Raw genomic sequence first — 17519 nt, forward strand, 5'->3', positions numbered from 1 at the left:
CGGCGTCGCGGCGCTTCACTGGGTTTTGCCGTCAGAACGCCGTGCCGCCGAACAGCGCCGCTGCCATCTCCGGATTCGACGGCCAGTACATATGCATGTACGTCGCGACGATCGCGCCGCGGCGATAGACGGCTTCGCCGCTGCCCGGCGCGCCGTCGGGGCGCGCGGCGTTCGCGACCGGTTCCAGCGGCGTCGCGAGCCGCGAATAATGAAACGTATGGCCGCGCATCGGGCCGGTGCGCGTATCGAGCTGCTGCATGCCGAGCGCCGCGAACCGGCGCTGCATCGTCGCCTGGCCCGGCAGCAGGCCGAGCATCGGCGTCGTTGCGCCGTCCACGTCGGTCAGCGATTCACACAGATACACCATCCCGCCGCATTCCGCGACGATCGGCCTGCCTGCAGCCGCATGCGCGCGAATCGTCCGCGCGGTTTCGGCATTCGCCGCGAGCGTTACCGCATGCAGTTCCGGATAGCCGCCCGGCAGGAACAGCGCGTCGCAATCGTCCGGCACCGGTTCGCCGGCGAGCGGCGAGAAGAACCGCAGCTGCGCACCGAGCGCATCGAGAAGCGCGAGATTCGCCGGATAGATGAACGAGAACGCCGCATCGCGCGCAACCGCGATCCGTTTGCCGGCGAGCGCACGCGGCAGCGGCGCCGCGATGTCCGGTTCCGCGAACGCGACGGCAGGCGGCAATTCGGCGAGCGAAGTTTGCGCGAGCACGTCGGCCGCGCGTTCGAGCCGCGCCTCGAGATCGTCGATGTCGGCCGGCTGGTGCAGGCCGAGATGCCGCTCCGGCAGCGCGATGCCCGCATCGGCCGGCACGTGGCCGAGCCAGCGCAGGTCGCCGGGCAGTGCCTGTTGCAGCAGCTCCGCATGCCGGGCCGAGCCGACGCGGTTCGCCAGCACGCCGTGAAACGGCAGCCCAGGCCGGAACCGCGCGAGCCCGAACGCGATCGCCGCGAAGGTCTGCGCCATCGCCTTCGCGGAAATCACCGCGACCACCGGCACGCCGAACGCGGCCGCGAGGTCGGCACTGCTCGGCGTGCCGTCGAACAGCCCCATCACACCTTCGATCAGGATCAGGTCCGCATCGCGCGCGGCATCGGCCAGCAGCGCACGGCAGCCGGCCTCGCCGACCATCCCGAGGTCGAGCGCATGTACGGGCGCGCCGCTCGCGCGTTCGAGCAGCATCGGATCGAGAAAATCAGGCCCGGTCTTGAATACGCGCACGCGGCGGCCGAGCCGGCGGTGCAGCCGCGCGAGGCCGGCCGTCACCGACGTCTTGCCCTGGCCGGACGCGGGCGCGCTGACGAACAGCGCGGGGCAGGCCGGCACGCTCAGAACTCCACGCCGCGTTGCGCCTTCACGCCTTGCTCCTTGTACGGATGCTTGACGAGCCGCATTTCGGTGACGAGATCGGCCGCGTCGATCAGCGCGTCGGGCGCGTGCCGCCCGGTGACGACGACATGCACCGACTCCGGACGCGCGACGAGCGTCGCGAGCACTTCGTCGAGCGGCAGGTATTCGTACTTCAGCACGGTGTTCAGCTCGTCGAGGATCACCATCCGGTAGTCGCCGCTTTCGATCATCCGGCGCGCCTCGTCCCAGCCCTTGCGCGCGGTCGCGATGTCGGCGTCGCGATTCTGCGTGTTCCACGTATAGCCGTCGCCCATCGTCACGAAGTCGCATTCCGCGACCGCGCCGAGGAAATCGCGCTCGGACGTGTGCAGCGCGCCCTTGATGAACTGCACGACGCCGAGCCGCATGCCGTGGCCGAGCACGCGCACGGCCATGCCGAACGCAGCGGTGCTCTTGCCCTTGCCGTTGCCGGTGTGGACGATCAGCAGGCCTTTTTCATGGGTGGCGGCGGCCTGCTTCTTCTCGTGGCCGGCACGGCGGCGCTCGGCCATCCGCTGATGGGATTCGGAATCGGTCTTCATCGGGAATCGTCCTGTCGAAAGCGAAACAAAGGGTTCAGAGCGGGCCGGCGAGTGCGACCGTCACGCCGTCCCGGATGGATTTGGGGCCCAGCAGCCGGCCGTGCGGCGCCGCGAGCCGCGCGCACGGCTCGGCCACGCCCGCGACGCCGAAGCGTGCGAGCGCGGCGTCCGACGGGCTGCTCGCGGCCAGTTCGGGACGGCTCGCGAGTTGCGCCGCGTCGAACGCGACGAGCGGCCAGCCGCGTCGCGCGCACAGCGTGCGCAGCGCGCGGGCACGCGCCTTGTCGGCGAGCGTCGCGACGAGCGCCGGTTCGGCGGCCGGGTAGAGCGCCAGCGCCGCGCGGATCGCGGCATCGAGTTGCGCGGCCGTCACGCCCGCGCGGAACCCGACGCCGAGTGCGACGCGCATCATGCGCCGCCGCCGAGCGCCGCACGAACCGACGGATCGTCGGCAAGCGCCGCGACGCGGCCGATCACGACGATCGCCGGCGAACCGATGCCGGTCGCGCCGACGCGTTCGACGACGGTGTCGAGCGTCGCGAGCACGTGCCGCTGTTCGGGGCGGGTCGCGTTCTCGATCGCCGCGCACGGCGTATCGCCGGGCAGGCCGCCGTCGCACAGCGCCGCCGCGATCGCGTCGAGCCGGCGGATGCCCATGTAGATCACGATCGTCATGCGCGTGGCCGCCAGCGCGCGCCAGTCGGGCTCGTCGGCGCCCGCGCCGTGGCCCGTGACGAAGATCACGCCCTGCGCGTCGCCGCGCTGCGTGACCGGAATGCCGAGCGCGGCCGGCGCGGCGATGCCCGCGGTGATGCCGTTCACGACCTCGACCGGAAAACCGGCCGCGCCGAGCGCGGCCAGTTCCTCGCCGCCGCGGCCGAACACGAACGGATCGCCGCCCTTGAGCCGCGCGACGCTGCGACCCGCGCGCAGGTGCGCGAGCATCGCGGCGACGATCGCCTCCTGCGGCGTCGACGCATGGCCGCCGCGCTTGCCGACATGCTCGATGTGCGCGCCGGCGCGCGCATGGCGCAGCACGTCTGGGTTCACGAGATCGTCGACGAGCAGCACGTCCGCCGCGCCGATCGCGCGCACGGCCTTGAGCGTCAGCAGCTCGGCGTCGCCGGGGCCGGCGCCGATGAGCCAGGCGCGGCTCATCGCGTGCGGCACGGCGCGCACCGTGTCGAGACAGTGGAATGGGGAAGGCGGGCGGCACATCGGCGGCCGGCGAACAGGCAATGCATGACGGATCGGACGAAGCCCGCGCGAACGCGGGTGGAATGCGCACCCCATCCGTCCCCCGCGGATCGGGCGTTCGGCGAGCGTCGGGCTCGCCCCTTGCGTCGGCCGGTATCCGGGCTGGCCGCTTGCCAGGCCGCGGCCTTCCCGCCCGGCTGAAGGGCAGTGGCATCGTGGGCGGCATGGGCGCGTGCGCGGGGAAGCGCGTCGCGCGGGCGGCGTACCGTTGCGGGGACAGCACAGGCCGGGCGGTCGTCCGCCTCCTGTTTCCCGTTTAACTGCATGCGCGGAATGCGCATGCGAGCACCGAACGCGGCGCTACGATAGCACAGCGCGCCGGCGCAAACGCATGCGGGGCCGGCACCCGACGGCCGGCGACGGTGCGTGATGCGCAGGCCGTCGCGGCTTCGGTTACCGATACAGGATTTGGCGCTTCAGATCCTTCGAGATGCTGCGCGCGGCGTCCGCCCATTCGGCGAGCTTCGCGCCGCTGCATACGTTGCCGCCGAGGTCGCGATCGAGCACGCGCGTCACGTCGACCGTCCGGCCGTCGCGGCGATAGGTCGAACGGTACGCGATTTCGCCCGCGCGGACGTCGACGTCGGGCGGTATCGCGAGTATCTCGACGTCGGCCGGCAGCGTGATCCGGTAGCGTTCCTCGAGCCGCGTCCCGGCACAGACGCCTTCGAAGCGCTTGTCCTTTTGCCGAAGGACGAAGTCGGCGAACTCGCGGATCCTGCCGAAATTCGGCAGCGACGGCACCGCGAACGCCGCAGGGCCCGGCATCAGCGACAACTGGTTCAGCGTGCCGCGCAGCGCGATCGAGAAGGGCTGGTCGAGTGCGTCAAGATGATGCGGGGTCATCTTCAGTTCGCCGGAGAGGCCGGAACGGCGCAGCATCTCGTCGGCCAGCCGTTTCGGCTGAACGTAGACGAACATCTGCCGCGCATGCTGGACGGCCTGGCCGTCGAGCGCGATGTCGCCCGTCATCGTCGCGTTGCCGTCGCGGTCGAGATCGAGCGCGTAGGCGAGCAGCGAACGGCTGTTGCGGCCGTTTTGCGGCGGCGTGCGGATCACGTTGCCCGTCGCGGTGTCGAGCGCGGGCTTGCCGCTCGCCTCGAACGGCAGCGTGCCGAATGGCAGCACCCCGGCCGTCGTATCGGCAAATGCGTCGAATTCGGGCAGCCACGCGATCGCGTGATTGAACGTCAGCACGTCCGGCGCGTCGGGCAGGCGGTAGCGATCGCCGAGGTTGACCAGTATCGTGCGGCTCTCGATGCCCTTTGCCGCGAGCAGCGCGGACAACAGCGTCACCTGGTCCTTGCAGTCGCCGTAGCGGTTCGCAAGCACGGCGTCGGCTCGATGCGGGACGACGGGCCCGGCGCCGAAGTACACGCCGACATAGCGGATGTTGCGGGCAACCCACGCGTACAGCCGCATCGCCTGTTCGCGACGGTCGTCGACATCCGCGGTGATCTGGTTCGCGAGCGCGCGGATCGCGTCCGCGGGCGCCTGTTTGTCGGCGGCGCGTGCCTGATACGCACGTGCGATGTCCGCATAGCCGGAGAAATTGCTCGCGATGAAGACGGGGCCGACGTCCGTCCACGCGACCGTGTTCGCCTGTTCTTCGATCGGGCCTGGCGCGGGCGTTTCGTAGTGGTAAGCGCGGATCCGGCGCCCGTTGCGCGTCGTATCGGAAGTCGCGCGCATGGCCCTCGCTTCGATCGCGACGGCCATGCCGCCCGGCGTATCGAGCGTGACGTTCGCGGCGCGGTAGTCTTCGGTCGGCGGAAACGCGAGTTGCACGCTGAATTTGCCGGGGAACAGCGTATTCGTGTCGGTCAGCGTATACGAAAGCCGGATCGAGTCGCCTTTCGCGAGCGCGGGAAACGCGACGATGCGCAGGTGTTCGGTGCTGAATTGCGGCGCCGCAGCCGCGACCGGTGCCGGCCGGTCGAAGATGCCGTGCCGGATATCGACCGGTACGGCCGAGCCGTCGGCGTGCACGGTCTGTGCAGTGTCGATGTCGAGCTTCTGGAGCTGCGCGTTGTACGGCAGCACGTACTGGCCGAAGCGGGCGATCGCGGCGTCCGTCAGCAGCTTGATCGACAGATCGACCTGCGCGGTGCGCCTGCCGGATGCGTCGACCTTGATCGTGTTGTCGAGTCGTTCGACCTGGTAGTCGGCGGCGAAAGAAGTGGAGAGCCTGAGCGCCAGCAGTACTGCGATACCGGAGCGGATTATGCGCAAGTAACGAACGTGATGTTGTGTCATTGATTTACTGACGCCTGGAAGCGAGACGACGATCGGCGTAGGGCGCCCGTCGTCGGTCTTTGCGACGCTCGGCGAACATGTCGCCGAGCAAATGAGGGCCATGCCCGGATCCCGCGAAGCGCGGCGGCGCACGGTCGCCGGGTGTTTCAAGCAAGGCTTCAGCAACCGCCCGCGCCGCAGGATCCACCGCCGCCTGAACCTCCGGACGAGCCGGAATTGCCGCCGATGCCGCCGCGATTCGGGCCACAGACCGCCGCACCGGCCAGTGCGCCGACGGCCGATGCAGCTCCGTTTCCGAACCCGAGTGCGCCAACACCGGCGCCAAACAGGCCGCCTATTGCAAGCCCGCAACCGGCAGTACCGCCAGCTGCGGTAGCGCCCCCCATTCCATTTAGCGCACCGCTGGCCGCTGCCGAAATCGCTCCGACGAACCCACCGGCCATGATGCTGCCTCGATTGGCCTGTGCGCCAATGCTCGCGACGTGGACGGCCCCGTCTCCGCCACTTACCCGATTCATTTCACTCACAGTGAGTTTTCGCATGTTGAACCTCCTTGGATTGACGATTACCGATGCCGATTGCGAAACATGTGCGATATACGCGATCGGCTCTTTGTCGCAGCAGGCTACTTCACAAGCACCGCTTCGATTCCCGTAGCGTTTGCAGAATGCAGTACGACCACATCAGTACTTTCGCGACCGTTGCGACGGGGGAATCCATCCCCTTCAGGGCAAACGGAAACAAGAGCGCCATCGACAGCCATACGACGATGGCAACATACAACCGGGCAATATTCATGGTCTGAACGAATGTGTCGCAGTGGTTTATCTCGATCATCGAAAACTGTCTGGATCGGACAATCGAATATCGGCCGCGCAACGTCAATCAACCGAATCTCCGGAGAGAATGAACGTTTCTGCGCGCAACCCCACCCTGCACTTGCGGCGGCGCTAGCCTTGCTATTGCGGACAACGTAAACAACCGTCAATCCTGAAAAACCGCTTCGGATGGCGAGCCGTACTACTTCGCGTTCGATCCCGCACGGGTTGCCGGGCGCGTCAGACAGTCGGACGATGCCCCCGGAATACCCGCGCCGGATCCGGTGCCCGCCGGTTCATCCGGCCGACCTTGCCACTCGCCGCCTTGACGCTCCCGCCCCCGGCGCCTACACTCGCACGCGTTTTGGTGCTCGCGCGCGCCCTCCGGTGCGCGCAGTTAAACGGGAAACAGGGAGCCTGCCTGCGTCGCAGTCGAGCCAACCTGTGCTGCCCCCGCAACGGTAAGCGAACGCATCGTGCCCGCCGCGATGCAGCGCCGCTTCGCCGCATGCCGCGCGCATGCGGACGACCGCCACTGGATGCCCTGCGCATCCGGGAAGGCGAAGCGGCGTGTTCGTCAGCCCGGATACCGGCCTAAACGTTGGGGTTCAGCGCCGCGGGGAGGCGGCGCATCGTCCACGGCCGCAGCGTGCCCGACACCCGAGCGTTTCCCGATTCCCGTCGTCCGACCGCCCGCGCGAGCGCGCATGATCCGGCCCGATGAAGGGCCGGACCGCGCGGGGCCGCGCAGCGACGGCCGTGTTGGCATTCTTCATGTCGACCGTTCGCAAAGGAGCGTCATGCTCGATTCGCTGTTTCGCCTGTTCAACGACAGTCCGTCCGGGCTGCGCGGCAAGATCGTCGCGATCTACGCGCTGCTGATCGCCTTCAACGCAGGTGCGTGGATCTGGGCGTTCGCCGCCTTCCACGGCCAGCCCGTGCTGCTCGGCACCGCGCTGCTCGCGTACGTGTTCGGGCTGCGCCATGCAGTCGACGCCGACCACATCGCGGCCATCGACAACGTCACGCGCAAGCTGATGCAGGAGGGTCGCAGCCCGCTCGGCGCGGGCCTGTTCTTCTCGCTCGGCCACTCGACGGTCGTGATCGTGATGTCGGTCGTGGTCGCGTTCACGGCCGCGTCGCTCGCGCGCTTCGAGAGCATGAAAGCGTGGGGCGGCGTGATCAGCACGAGCGTGTCGGCGTTCTTCCTGCTGGTGCTCGCGATCGCGAACCTGCTGATCCTGATTTCCGTCTACCGGACGTTCCGCGCGGCGCGGCGCGGCGAGCCGATCGTCGACGCCGATCTCGACCTGCTGCTGAACCAGCGCGGCGTGCTCGCGCGCCTGTTCCGTCCGCTGTTCCGGCTCGTGTCGCGCAGCTGGCACCTGTATCCGGTCGGGTTCCTGTTCGGCTTCGGCTTCGATACGGCGACCGAGATCGCGCTGTTCGGCATCTCGGCGGCGCAGGTGCAGGGCGGCCTATCGTTCTGGTCCGTTATGGCGCTGCCGATGCTGTTCACCGCCGGCATGACGCTGGTCGATACGACCGACGGCATCCTGATGATGGGCGCGTATCGCTGGGCGTACGTGCGGCCGATCCGCAAGATCTACTACAACATGACGATCACCTTCGTGTCGGTGCTGGTCGCCGCGCTGATCGGCGGCATCGAGGTGCTCGCGCTGCTCGCGGACAAGCTGTCGCTGCAAGGCCCGGTGTGGGACTTCGCGTCGATGGTGGCGTCGCACTTCGGCATGCTCGGCTACGTCGTGATCGGCCTGTTCCTCGCATGCTGGCTCGTGTCGGCCCTGATCTACCGGTTAAAGCGCTACGACGAGATCGACGTGACGATCTCGGCCTGACTTCCCTTACGACCCTGGATATTCCATGACCCTACGCAAGCTGCCCGTCACGATCGTCACGGGCTTTCTCGGCAGCGGCAAGACGACGCTGATGCGCCACATCCTGCAGCATGCCGAAGGCCGCCGCATCGCGGTGATCGTCAACGAATTCGGCGAACTCGGCATCGACGGCGAAATCCTCAAGGGCTGCGGCATCGGCTGCGAGGATGCCGAAGGCGCGCAGGGCGAAGCGTCGGGCCAGCTTTACGAGCTCGCGAACGGCTGCCTGTGCTGCACCGTGCAGGAAGAGTTCTATCCGGTGATGGAAGCGCTCGTCGAGCGCCGCGCGGACATCGACCACGTGCTGATCGAGACGTCGGGGCTCGCGCTGCCGAAGCCGCTCGTGCAGGCGTTCAACTGGCCGACGATCCGCAACAGCTTCACGGTCGACGCGGTCGTGACCGTCGTCGACGGGCCGGCCGCCGCGAGCGGCCAGTTCGCGGAAAACCCGCAGGCCGTCGACGCGCAGCGCCGCGCCGATCCGAACCTCGACCACGAATCACCGCTGCACGAGCTGTTCGCCGATCAACTATCGTCCGCCGATCTCGTGATCGTGAACAAGGCCGATCTCGTCGGCGACGCGCAGTTCGCGCAGATCGAAACCGCGATCCGCGACGAGATCCCGCCGCAGGTGAAGATCGTGCGCGCGACGCGCGGCGAGCTCGACCTCGCGATGCTGCTCGGGCTCGAATCGGCGTCGGAGGAAACGATCCACCTGCGCCACGACCATCACGGCTCGGCCGACGACGGCGATCACGACCACCATCACGACGACTTCGACTCGGTGGTCGTATCGGGCGACGCGGGCACGCGCGAAGCGACGATCGCGGCGCTGCAGCGCGTCGTCGAAGCGCACACGATCTACCGCGCGAAAGGCTTCGCCGCGCTGCCCGGCGCGCCGATGCGGCTCGTGATCCAGGGCGTCGGCCGCCGCTTCGACAGCTACTTCGACCGTCGCTGGCAGGACGGCGAAACGCGCGCGAGCCGGTTCGTGCTGATCGGCGAGGATCTCGACGCGGCCGCGCTGCAACGCGCGTTCGACGCCGCGTGCGCGGCCGAACCGCAACAGGCGTAACGCACGATGCATCTGCTGCGCACCACGCCGGGCGGCTTCGTCGACGATACACAGGGCGTCGTCCGGATCGACCAGCAGCCGGCCGACATCGTGATCCTGAGTTCGGCCGACACGACGCTGTCGCTGCTCGCGAGCGTCGTGCCGCAATTGTCGGCCGGCTTCCCGAGCGTGCGGCTCGCGAACGTCACGTTCCTGCGGCAGCCGGCGTCCGTCGATTTCTATGTCGACGACGTGCTGCGCCACGCGAAAACCGTCGTGATCGATCATCTCGGCGGCGAAGCGTACTGGCCGTACGGGATCGAGCAGGCCGTGTCGCTCGCGTCGATGCGCGCCCAGCAACTCGCGATGTTCTCGGGCGACCTGCAGGAAGACCCGAACCTCGTCGCGAAAAGCACGGTCGCGCCGGACCTGTGCCGGCTGTGGTGGCGCTACCTGCGCGAAGGCGGTGTGCACAACGCCGAAGCGCTGTTGCGCAGCATCGCGTTCCATACGCTGGGCTTCGGCGACGAACCCGAGCTGCCGCGCCCGCTGCCGGCGGCCGCGCTGTATCACCCGGCGCGCGACCGCGCGAGCGTCGACGACTGGCGGCCGCGCTGGACGCCCGGCGCGCCGGTCGTCGCGATCCTGTTCTATCGCGCGCACTGGCAGGCCGCGAACACGGCCGTGTTCGACGCGCTGGCCGACGCGCTCGTTCGGGAAGGGCTGAATCCGCTGCCGATCGCGGTGACGTCGCTGAAGGACGCGGTGAGCCGCGAGGTCATCACGCAGCTCTGCGACACGCACGGCGTCGCGCTCGTGCTGAACACGACCGCGTTCGCGGCCGGCGCGATCGATGCCGCCGAGCCGGAGGTGCTCGCCGGCGACGCGCCGGTGCTGCAGGTGATCCTGTCCGGCGGCAATCGCGACGCGTGGGTCGCCGACAACCAGGGCTTGCATGCGCGCGACATCGCGATGCACATCGCGCTGCCCGAGGTCGACGGGCGCATCGTCACGCGCGCGGTGAGCTTCAAGGGGCTCGCGTATCGCTGCCCGCACACCGAGGTCGACGTCGTGCGCTACCAGCCGGATACGGAGCGGATCGCGTTCGTCGCGGCGCTCGCGCGCGGCTGGTGCCGGCTGCGCACGCTCGACAACGCGAGCAAGCGCATCGCGCTGATCCTCGCGAACTATCCGCAAAGCGAAGGGCGGATCGGCAACGGCGTCGGGCTCGACACGCCGGCATCCGCGCTGCGCGTGCTCGCTGCGCTGCGCGATGCGGGCTACGCGCTGGCCGACCTGCCGCCCGACGGCGACGCGCTGATCGCGCGGCTCACCGAAGGCGTGACCAACGACGCGGCCGTGCATGCGCTGCGTCCGGCGTTCCAGAGTTTCGCGCTGGCCGACTACGTCGCGCATTTCGCGCGGCTGCCTGCGGCCGTGCGCGATGCGCTGAATGAGCGCTGGGGCCCGCCCCAAGCCGACCCGACGCTGCGCCACGGGCGTTTCACGATCGCGGGCTGGCGCGCGGGCAACGTGTTCGTCGGCATCCAGCCGTCGCGCTCGCGCGGCGAGAACGACTACGCGAGCTACCACGACGCGGATCTCGTGCCGCCGCATGCGTATCTCGCGTTCTATTTCTGGCTGCGCGATGCGTATCGCATCGACGCGATCATCCATCTCGGCAAGCACGGCAACCTCGAATGGCTGCCGGGCAAGAGCGTCGCGCTGTCCGACGCATGCTGGCCCGACCTGACGCTCGGGCCGCTGCCGCACCTGTATCCGTTCATCGTCAACGATCCGGGCGAGGGCAGCCAGGCGAAGCGGCGCGCGCAGGCCGTGATCGTCGATCATCTGATGCCGCCGCTCACGCGCGCGGAAAATTACGGCCCGCTGCAGGATCTCGAGCGGCAGGTCGACGAATACTACGAAGCGCTGATGGTCGATGCGCGGCGCGCGAAGCTGCTGAGGAAGACGATTCTCGCGACGATCGCCGAACACCGGCTGCACGACGAACTGAGCGTATCGCCGCCGCGCGACGCGGGCGACGAGGATGCGCTGCTGACGCGCGTCGACGCGTGGCTGTGCGAATTGAAGGAAGCGCAGATTCGCGACGGGCTGCATGTGTTCGGCGCGTCGCCGGCCGATCGCCAGCGGCGCGACACGCTGCTTGCGCTCGCGCGCTTTCCGGTCGGCGACGGCAAGGGCGCGCGCGCCGGGTTGATCGGTGCGCTCGCACGCGACCTGATGCTCGGCGACGATTTCGATCCGCTGTCGGCCGACTGGGCCGCGCCGTGGGCCGGCCCGCGGCCGGCGATCCTGCAGGCGCTCGACGCGTCGCCGTGGCGTCATGCGGGCGATACGCGCGAGCGGCTCGAACGGCTCGCGCAGCAATGGCTGGACGGGCTGTGCGCGGCCACCGGCGGCAACCCCGGCGCCGATACGACGCCGCCCGGCGAATGGCCGCATACGCTCGCGGTGATCGAACGCGTCCGCTCGACGCTGATGCCCGCGCTCGACGCATGCGGCGGCGAGGAAATGCGCCAGCTGCTGCGCGGGCTCGACGGCCGCTTCGTGCCGCCGGGGCCGAGCGGCTCGCCGTCGCGCGGCCGCCCCGACGTGCTGCCGACCGGGCGCAACTTCTACTCGGTCGACACACGCGCGGTGCCGACGCAGGCCGCGTGGTCGCTCGGCCTGAAATCCGCGCAGCAACTGATCGAGCGCCATCTGCAGGATCACGGCGACTATCCGCGCGCGATCGGCCTGTCCGTGTGGGGCACGGCGACGATGCGCACGGGCGGCGACGACATCGCGCAGGCGTTCGCGCTGCTCGGCGTGCGGCCGAAATGGGCGCACGGCAGCCATCGCGTGACCGATTTCGAGATCCTGCCGATCGAGATTTTCGACCGGCCGCGCATCGACGTAACGCTGCGCGTGTCGGGCTTCTTCCGCGACGCGTTCCCGAACCTGATGCACCTGTTCGACGCGGCCGTGCAGGCCGTCGCCGCGCTCGACGAGCCCGAGGAGCTGAACCCGGTCCGCGCGCGCATCGAGCGCGAACGCGCGAAATGGATCGCGCAGGGCGTGCCGCCCGACGAAGCGCGGCGCCGCGCCGGCTGGCGCGTGTTCGGCGCGCGGCCGGGCAGCTACGGCGCGGGCCTGCAGGACCTGATCGACCAGCGCCGCTGGCAGACCGACGCCGATCTCGCCGATGCGTACCGCCAATGGGGCGGCCATGCGTACGCGCAGAACAGCGCGGGCGACGCCGCGCCCGACGTGTTCGGCGAGCGGCTGGCGACGATCGACGTCGTCGTGCAGAACCAGGACAGCCGCGAGCACGACATCCTCGATTCGAACGACTATTACCAGTTCCAGGGCGGGATGACGGCGGCCGTGCGGCACTTGTCCGGGCAGCAGCCGAGCATTTACCACGGCGACCATGCGAACCCGGCCGCGCCGAAGATGCGCACGCTGCGCGAGGAGATTGCGCGCGTGATCCGCTCGCGCGTCGTCAACCCGAAATGGCTCGACGGCGTGAAGCGCCACGGCTACAAGGGCGCGGCCGAGCTGGCCGCGACCGTCGACTACCTGTACGGCTATGACGCGACCGCGCGCGTGCTGTCCGACCACCAGTACGCACTCGTCGCCGACGCATACCTGTTCGACGACGACACGCGCGCGTTCCTCGAACGGCACAACCCGAAGGCGCTGCACGGCATCTGCGAACGCTTCGTCGAGGCGATGCAGCGTGGCCTGTGGCAGCAGCCGGGCGATTATCGCGAGCGGATCGAAGCGGTCTGGCTCGAAAGCGAACAACTCCAGGAAGGAGGACGGCGATGACCGATCCGACGCTGCACCGCGCGCGCGCGGTCTTTCCGTTTGCGGCGCTCGTCGCGCAGGACGCGTTGCAGCAGGCGCTGCTACTTGCCGCGATCGACCCGTCGCTCGGCGGCGTGCTGGTGAGCGGGCCGCGCGGCACCGCGAAATCGACCGCCGCGCGGGGCCTCGCGGAGCTGCTGCCCGAAGGGCAGTTCGTCACGCTGCCGCTGTCGGCGAGCGACGAACAGGTGACCGGCACGCTCGATCTCGCGCATGCGCTGGCTGAAAACGGCGTCCGCTTCCGGCCTGGCCTGCTGGCGCGCGCGCATCTCGGCGTGCTGTATGTCGACGAAGTGAACCTGCTCGCCGACGGCCTCGTCGATACGCTGCTCGACGTCGCCGCGAGCGGCGTGAATATCGTCGAGCGCGATGGCGTATCGCATGCGCACGACGCGCGCTTCGTGCTGGTCGGCACGATGAATCCGGAGGAAGGCGAGCTACGCCCGCAGTTGCTCGACCGCTTCGGGCTGATGGTCGAACTCGAGAACTGCTTCGATGCCGCGCAGCGCGAGCGGATCGTGAAGGCGCGGCTTGCATTCGATCTCGATCCGGATGCGTTCCGCGCTCGTCATGCAGCCGCGCAGCGCGAACTCGGCGACCGGATTCATGCGGCGCGAGCGCGGCTGGCGATGCTCGATTTCGACGATGCGGTGCATGCGCGCGTCAGCGCGCTGTGCATCGACGCGGCCGTCGACGGGCTGCGCGCCGATCTCGTGATGCTGCGCGCCGCGCGTGCACTCGCCGCGCTGGAACGGGCCGATGCGGTGACGGTGTCGCATGTGGAGCGCGTGGCCGAAGCGGTGCTGCGGCACCGGCGCCATGCGGGTGCGCCACCATCTTCCGGCGCGTCGCAGCCGGACCGCGAACGTGATGAACGTGACGATCGCTCGCCGCCGGATGCGCGCCAGCGGCCGGAGAACCAACCGGGAGCGACGAAGAACGACACGGCCGCATCGCAGGGCGACTGGGGCTACCTGCCGCCCGAACCGGCCGGGCTGCGCGACGTGAAAAGCGTCGTGCCGCTGCCGCTAAAAAAACGCTGAGCCATCGAGCAAGTGCCGCCGCGAACGCCGTTCGCGGTCCTCGATGGCAATCAGGCGCAGCCGCGCGCGTGCCGGGCACGGCGCGCGCCGGCACGGCCGTTGCGTGGCCCGCGACGCTCGCCGCGAAACGCGGCGATTCGCTGCGCCTCGGCCATCTGCGCTTCCGGAAACGGGCCGGCACGCCGCATGCGCTGCATTGCTTCGTGCTCGACTGTTCGGCGTCGATGCTGTCGCACCACCGGCTCGCGCTGGCGAAGGGGCTGATCGTCGCGTATTTCGATCGCGCCGCGCGCGACCGCGTCGAAACCGCGCTGATCTGCTTCGGCGGCAACGGCGCCGCGCGGCGCTTCGGCCCGGCCGTGCCGCGCTGGTGGAACGCGCGTTGGCTCGAACCGGTCGACGGCGGCGGCGGCACGCCGCTCGCGGACGGCATCGCGGCCGCCGCGCAGTTGCTCGCGCGCGAAGCGCGGCGCGAGCCCGGCAAGCAGCGCTGGCTGTGGGTGCTGTCCGACGGGCGCACGCGCGAAGCGCCGGCGAAACCCGCGGCGGCCGATCACGTCGTATTCGTCGACTTCGACGATGCGGCCGTGCGGATCGGGCAGGGTGCACGGCTGGCCGATGCGTGGGGCGCGCAGTGGGTGACGGCCGATGCGCTTTGCGTGGGCCTCGCGGGTTGATCGGGCTGAGCGGGCGGTATGTCGGCCCAGGGCCGCGGCCGGTGGTGCGCTATCATCGCCGCTTCTGCTTCAGCCCATTGGAAAACCCGCCATGCAAGTACTGGTCGATGCCGACGCGTGTCCCGCCGTCATCAAGGACATGCTGTTTCGCGCCGCGCGTCGTGCCGAAATCCGCGTGACGCTGGTCGCGAACCAGTTTCTGCGCACGCCGCCGTCGCCGTTCATCAAGGCGGTGCAGGTACCGGCCGGCTTCGACGTGGCTGACGCGCGCATCGTCGAGCTGGCCGAGGCCGGCGACCTCGTGATCACCGCCGACATCCCGCTGGCTGCCGCCGTGCTCGACAAGGGCGCGCATGCGCTCGACCCGCGCGGCAACTGGTTCAGCCGCGAGAACATCGAGGAACGCCTGTCGACGCGCGCGATGATGGAGCAGTTGCGCAGCACGGGCATCGACACGGGCGGGCCGGCGCCGTTCAGCGCGCGCGACGGCAAGACGTTTGCATCGCAACTCGACCGGTTCCTGGCGCGATACGGCAAGCCGTAAGGCCGCGTTTCGGCCGCGTGGCGCAATCGATCGTTCCGCATACGGAAACGCTCGCACGCGCCACGCGTGCCATGCGCAGGATCCGCATCGGAACGTGTGCTTCGCCCTGGTCCGGATGCAGGTTTTCGCCGACGCTGCTATCGTGGCGCGAACCACTACACAGGAGCGCACACGTGTCGCCGACCCAACTTCTCGTTCCGACGTTTACCCAGATGCTGCGCGCGCAGTCCGCGTGGCTCGACAAGGCTGCCGCACACCGGCAGGCCGCGGGCGGCGAGCCCGATGCGGCGATGACGCTGAAGCTGGCGGCCGACATGTATCCGCTCGCCGCACAGGTGCGCTTCTCGTGCTTCCAGGCAATGGAGCCGGTCTACCGGCTGCGCGGCGAGCCGCTGCCGGCCGCGCTGCTGGCATTGCGCGAAGCCGGATGGAACGCGGATGCGCAGCCCGGCTCGCTGAGCGACGCGCAGGCGATCATCGCGGGCACGCTCGCGTTTCTCGGCGAACTCGCGCCGGATGCGCTCGATGGCGGCGCCGCGCTCCCGATCGCGCTCGAAATGCCGAACGGGATCGCATTCGACATGACGGGCGAACAGTACGCGCGCGACTGGGCGCTGCCGCAGTTCTACTTCCATGCGATCGCCGCGTACGCGATCCTGCGCCATCACGGCGTCGAACTCGGCAAGGCCGACTACGTGCCGCACATGCTCGCGTACGTGCGGCCCGGCACGATTCCGCAAGGGTGATTGGCGAGCGGGCCGGCAGGCAGCGAAGCGGCATGACACGGGCACTGTTCATCTGCAGCCGCAACCGGCTGCGCAGCCCGACGGCCGAAGCGGTATTCGCCGCGTGGCCGGATGTCGAGACCGACTCCGCGGGCCTCGCGCCCGATGCGGATACGCGCCTGTCCGCCGAGCAGCTCGATTGGGCGGACATCGTCGTCGTGATGGAGCGCGCACACAAGGCGAGGCTGTCGGCACAATTCGGCGCTCACCTGAAGCACAAGAAGATCGTCTGCCTCGATATCCCCGACCGTTACGCGTTCATGCAGCCCGAACTCGTCGTGCTGCTCGAACGCAAGGCCGGCCCGTTCCTGCGCGCGTGACCGGCGCGGGCGACATCGACGTCAGCGCGGCGGGCCGTTCGCGATTTCCGAGAAGCAGTCGAGGCGCAGCAGCTCGATGATCTTGCGCGTCGGCACGCTCGCCCGGAGCGATTCGAGCCGGTCGACGGCGAACCACTTGCAGCGGGCGATCTCGTTGCTCGCGCGCGGCGTCAGGTGCGCCGGCACGTCGGCCACGAACACGTGATGCAGCTTCGTCAGTCCGCCGAATTGCACCGCGTAGTCGAGCGCAAGCCCCTCCAGCCGCGTTTCCTCGGCGAGCTCCCGCTGCGCGGCCTCGAGCGGCGTCTCGCCGCGCCGGATCGTGCCGCCCGGCAGCGACCAGCGCGACGCGGTGCGGGCGACCAGCAGCACGCTGCTGCGCTGGCAGCACACGATGGTGGCGCGTTCCTTGATGACGGCGAGGGTGTCCGGCCCGGTACTCATGTTCGGCAAAACAGGTGCTGAATCGTGGAGAAAATGCGTCGGCGGTTCGTTATCCGGCAGCGGGCCGCGACGGGCATGCAGGCAGCCGCAGCGATCATACCGGCCGTTCGTGACAGTTCCGTGCACGGCATCGCGCCGCCTGCGCCAGGTTACGCGTGCGTGTAGATCCCGCTGCGCGTCGGCTTCACGTGGCGCGAATGGCGGCGCGTGTGAACGGCGCGCCGGTGATGGGGCGGCACCGTCACGTGCCGGCGCGCGGGCGCGGGCCGTGCGGCTGGCGCGGCGGCCTGCGGTGCCGCGGCCGGCATCTGCGTCTGTCCTTCGCCGAAATGGAAAGTCCGGGTTTGCGCGTGTCCGACACCGAGCGTCGACGCCAGCATGAAGGCTGCCAGCAGGATCCGTTTCATGAATATTCCGCCTTGCTTTTTCGAGATGAACGTTGCCCGCCAGCTTAACGAAGGGCGGGCTGGTGCCGCAACCGGCGCGGATTCGGTGTCGTCTCCAGTTGCGCCCGGCTGTGTTATCCGCGCTTCGGCCGGATGCATCCGGGCTTGACAACATAATTCCTGAGTGTGAATATAAATTCACATACAAGAATTATTCGCC

The 17519-nt window shown here is 69.2% G+C and carries 15 protein-coding genes and 2 riboswitches; of the genes, 8 read left to right on the forward strand and 7 right to left on the reverse strand.

Features of this window, described 5'->3' with window-relative positions:
- Window positions 1-31 precede the first annotated feature (31 nt).
- The 5 genes from FPJ27_RS27290 to FPJ27_RS27310 all read right to left on the reverse strand — a co-directional run bounded on the left by FPJ27_RS27290 (window position 32) and on the right by FPJ27_RS27310 (window position 5454).
- Entirely contained in the window at window positions 32-1336 is a 1305-nt protein-coding gene (locus FPJ27_RS27290; protein WP_204423276.1) for a cobyrinate a,c-diamide synthase, read from the reverse strand.
- A 2-nt stretch (window positions 1337-1338) separates the two neighbouring features.
- Window positions 1339-1941, reverse strand: coding sequence for a cob(I)yrinic acid a,c-diamide adenosyltransferase (gene cobO / locus FPJ27_RS27295; protein ID WP_034184156.1), 603 nt, complete (start codon window positions 1939-1941; stop codon window positions 1339-1341).
- Between the two features lie 34 nt (window positions 1942-1975).
- Entirely contained in the window at window positions 1976-2353 is a 378-nt protein-coding gene (locus tag FPJ27_RS27300) for a cobalamin biosynthesis protein (RefSeq protein ID WP_204423277.1), read from the reverse strand.
- A complete protein-coding gene (gene cobA / locus FPJ27_RS27305; RefSeq protein WP_072441366.1) occupies window positions 2350-3099 on the reverse strand; it encodes a uroporphyrinogen-III C-methyltransferase in 750 nt (249 codons plus the stop codon). The genes FPJ27_RS27300 and cobA overlap by 4 nt, the downstream gene beginning before the upstream one ends.
- A gap of 169 nt (window positions 3100-3268) precedes the next feature.
- Window positions 3269-3506: riboswitch (cobalamin riboswitch) on the reverse strand.
- An 85-nt stretch (window positions 3507-3591) separates the two neighbouring features.
- Window positions 3592-5454, reverse strand: a complete 1863-nt coding sequence (locus FPJ27_RS27310; RefSeq protein ID WP_204423278.1) for a DUF3857 domain-containing protein — start codon at window positions 5452-5454, stop codon at window positions 3592-3594.
- 1166 nt (window positions 5455-6620) lie between these two features.
- Window positions 6621-6885, forward strand: a riboswitch (cobalamin riboswitch).
- Between the two features lie 187 nt (window positions 6886-7072).
- On the opposite strand from FPJ27_RS27310, the gene FPJ27_RS27315 reads away from it, so the two are divergent.
- The 8 genes from FPJ27_RS27315 to FPJ27_RS27350 all read left to right on the forward strand — a co-directional run bounded on the left by FPJ27_RS27315 (window position 7073) and on the right by FPJ27_RS27350 (window position 16469).
- On the forward strand, window positions 7073-8131 hold the full coding sequence (locus tag FPJ27_RS27315; RefSeq protein ID WP_072440977.1) for a HoxN/HupN/NixA family nickel/cobalt transporter: 1059 nt from the start codon (window positions 7073-7075) through the stop codon (window positions 8129-8131).
- Between the two features lie 25 nt (window positions 8132-8156).
- Window positions 8157-9245 carry a cobalamin biosynthesis protein CobW gene (gene cobW, locus FPJ27_RS27320; RefSeq protein ID WP_204423279.1) on the forward strand — a complete coding sequence of 363 codons (1089 nt, stop codon included), beginning with the start codon at window positions 8157-8159 and terminating at the stop codon, window positions 9243-9245.
- A gap of 6 nt (window positions 9246-9251) precedes the next feature.
- The gene (cobN, locus tag FPJ27_RS27325; protein ID WP_204423281.1) at window positions 9252-13061 is read left to right on the forward strand and encodes a cobaltochelatase subunit CobN; all 3810 of its coding nucleotides are present in this window, start codon (window positions 9252-9254) and stop codon (window positions 13059-13061) included.
- Complete coding sequence (locus FPJ27_RS27330; RefSeq protein WP_204423283.1) at window positions 13058-14143, forward strand: ATP-binding protein; 1086 nt, start codon at window positions 13058-13060, stop codon at window positions 14141-14143. Before cobN ends, FPJ27_RS27330 begins: the two co-directional genes overlap by 4 nt.
- 68 nt (window positions 14144-14211) lie before the next feature.
- Window positions 14212-14820, forward strand: a complete 609-nt coding sequence (locus FPJ27_RS27335; RefSeq protein ID WP_204423287.1) for a VWA domain-containing protein — start codon at window positions 14212-14214, stop codon at window positions 14818-14820.
- A gap of 91 nt (window positions 14821-14911) precedes the next feature.
- On the forward strand, window positions 14912-15364 hold the full coding sequence (locus FPJ27_RS27340; protein ID WP_034184162.1) for a YaiI/YqxD family protein: 453 nt from the start codon (window positions 14912-14914) through the stop codon (window positions 15362-15364).
- Window positions 15365-15537: 173 nt separating this feature from the next.
- Window positions 15538-16110 (forward strand): DUF1993 domain-containing protein, encoded by a 573-nt coding sequence (locus FPJ27_RS27345; protein ID WP_204423289.1) that lies wholly within the window; start codon window positions 15538-15540, stop codon window positions 16108-16110.
- A 32-nt stretch (window positions 16111-16142) separates the two neighbouring features.
- Window positions 16143-16469: a low molecular weight protein tyrosine phosphatase family protein gene (locus FPJ27_RS27350; RefSeq protein WP_204423292.1), complete on the forward strand. Its 327-nt coding sequence runs from the start codon at window positions 16143-16145 to the stop codon at window positions 16467-16469.
- A gap of 21 nt (window positions 16470-16490) precedes the next feature.
- Here FPJ27_RS27350 and FPJ27_RS27355 read toward each other — a convergent pair whose 3' ends face one another.
- Both FPJ27_RS27355 and FPJ27_RS27360 read right to left on the reverse strand, forming a co-directional pair.
- Window positions 16491-16913 carry an NUDIX hydrolase gene (locus FPJ27_RS27355; protein WP_072441002.1) on the reverse strand — a complete coding sequence of 141 codons (423 nt, stop codon included), beginning with the start codon at window positions 16911-16913 and terminating at the stop codon, window positions 16491-16493.
- Between the two features lie 149 nt (window positions 16914-17062).
- Complete coding sequence (locus FPJ27_RS27360; RefSeq protein WP_204423294.1) at window positions 17063-17320, reverse strand: hypothetical protein; 258 nt, start codon at window positions 17318-17320, stop codon at window positions 17063-17065.
- Window positions 17321-17519: the final 199 nt, after the last annotated feature.

Origin of the sequence: Burkholderia sp. MS455 (genome assembly GCF_016899445.1) — a bacterium.
GTDB classification, from domain to species: domain Bacteria; phylum Pseudomonadota; class Gammaproteobacteria; order Burkholderiales; family Burkholderiaceae; genus Burkholderia; species Burkholderia pyrrocinia_C.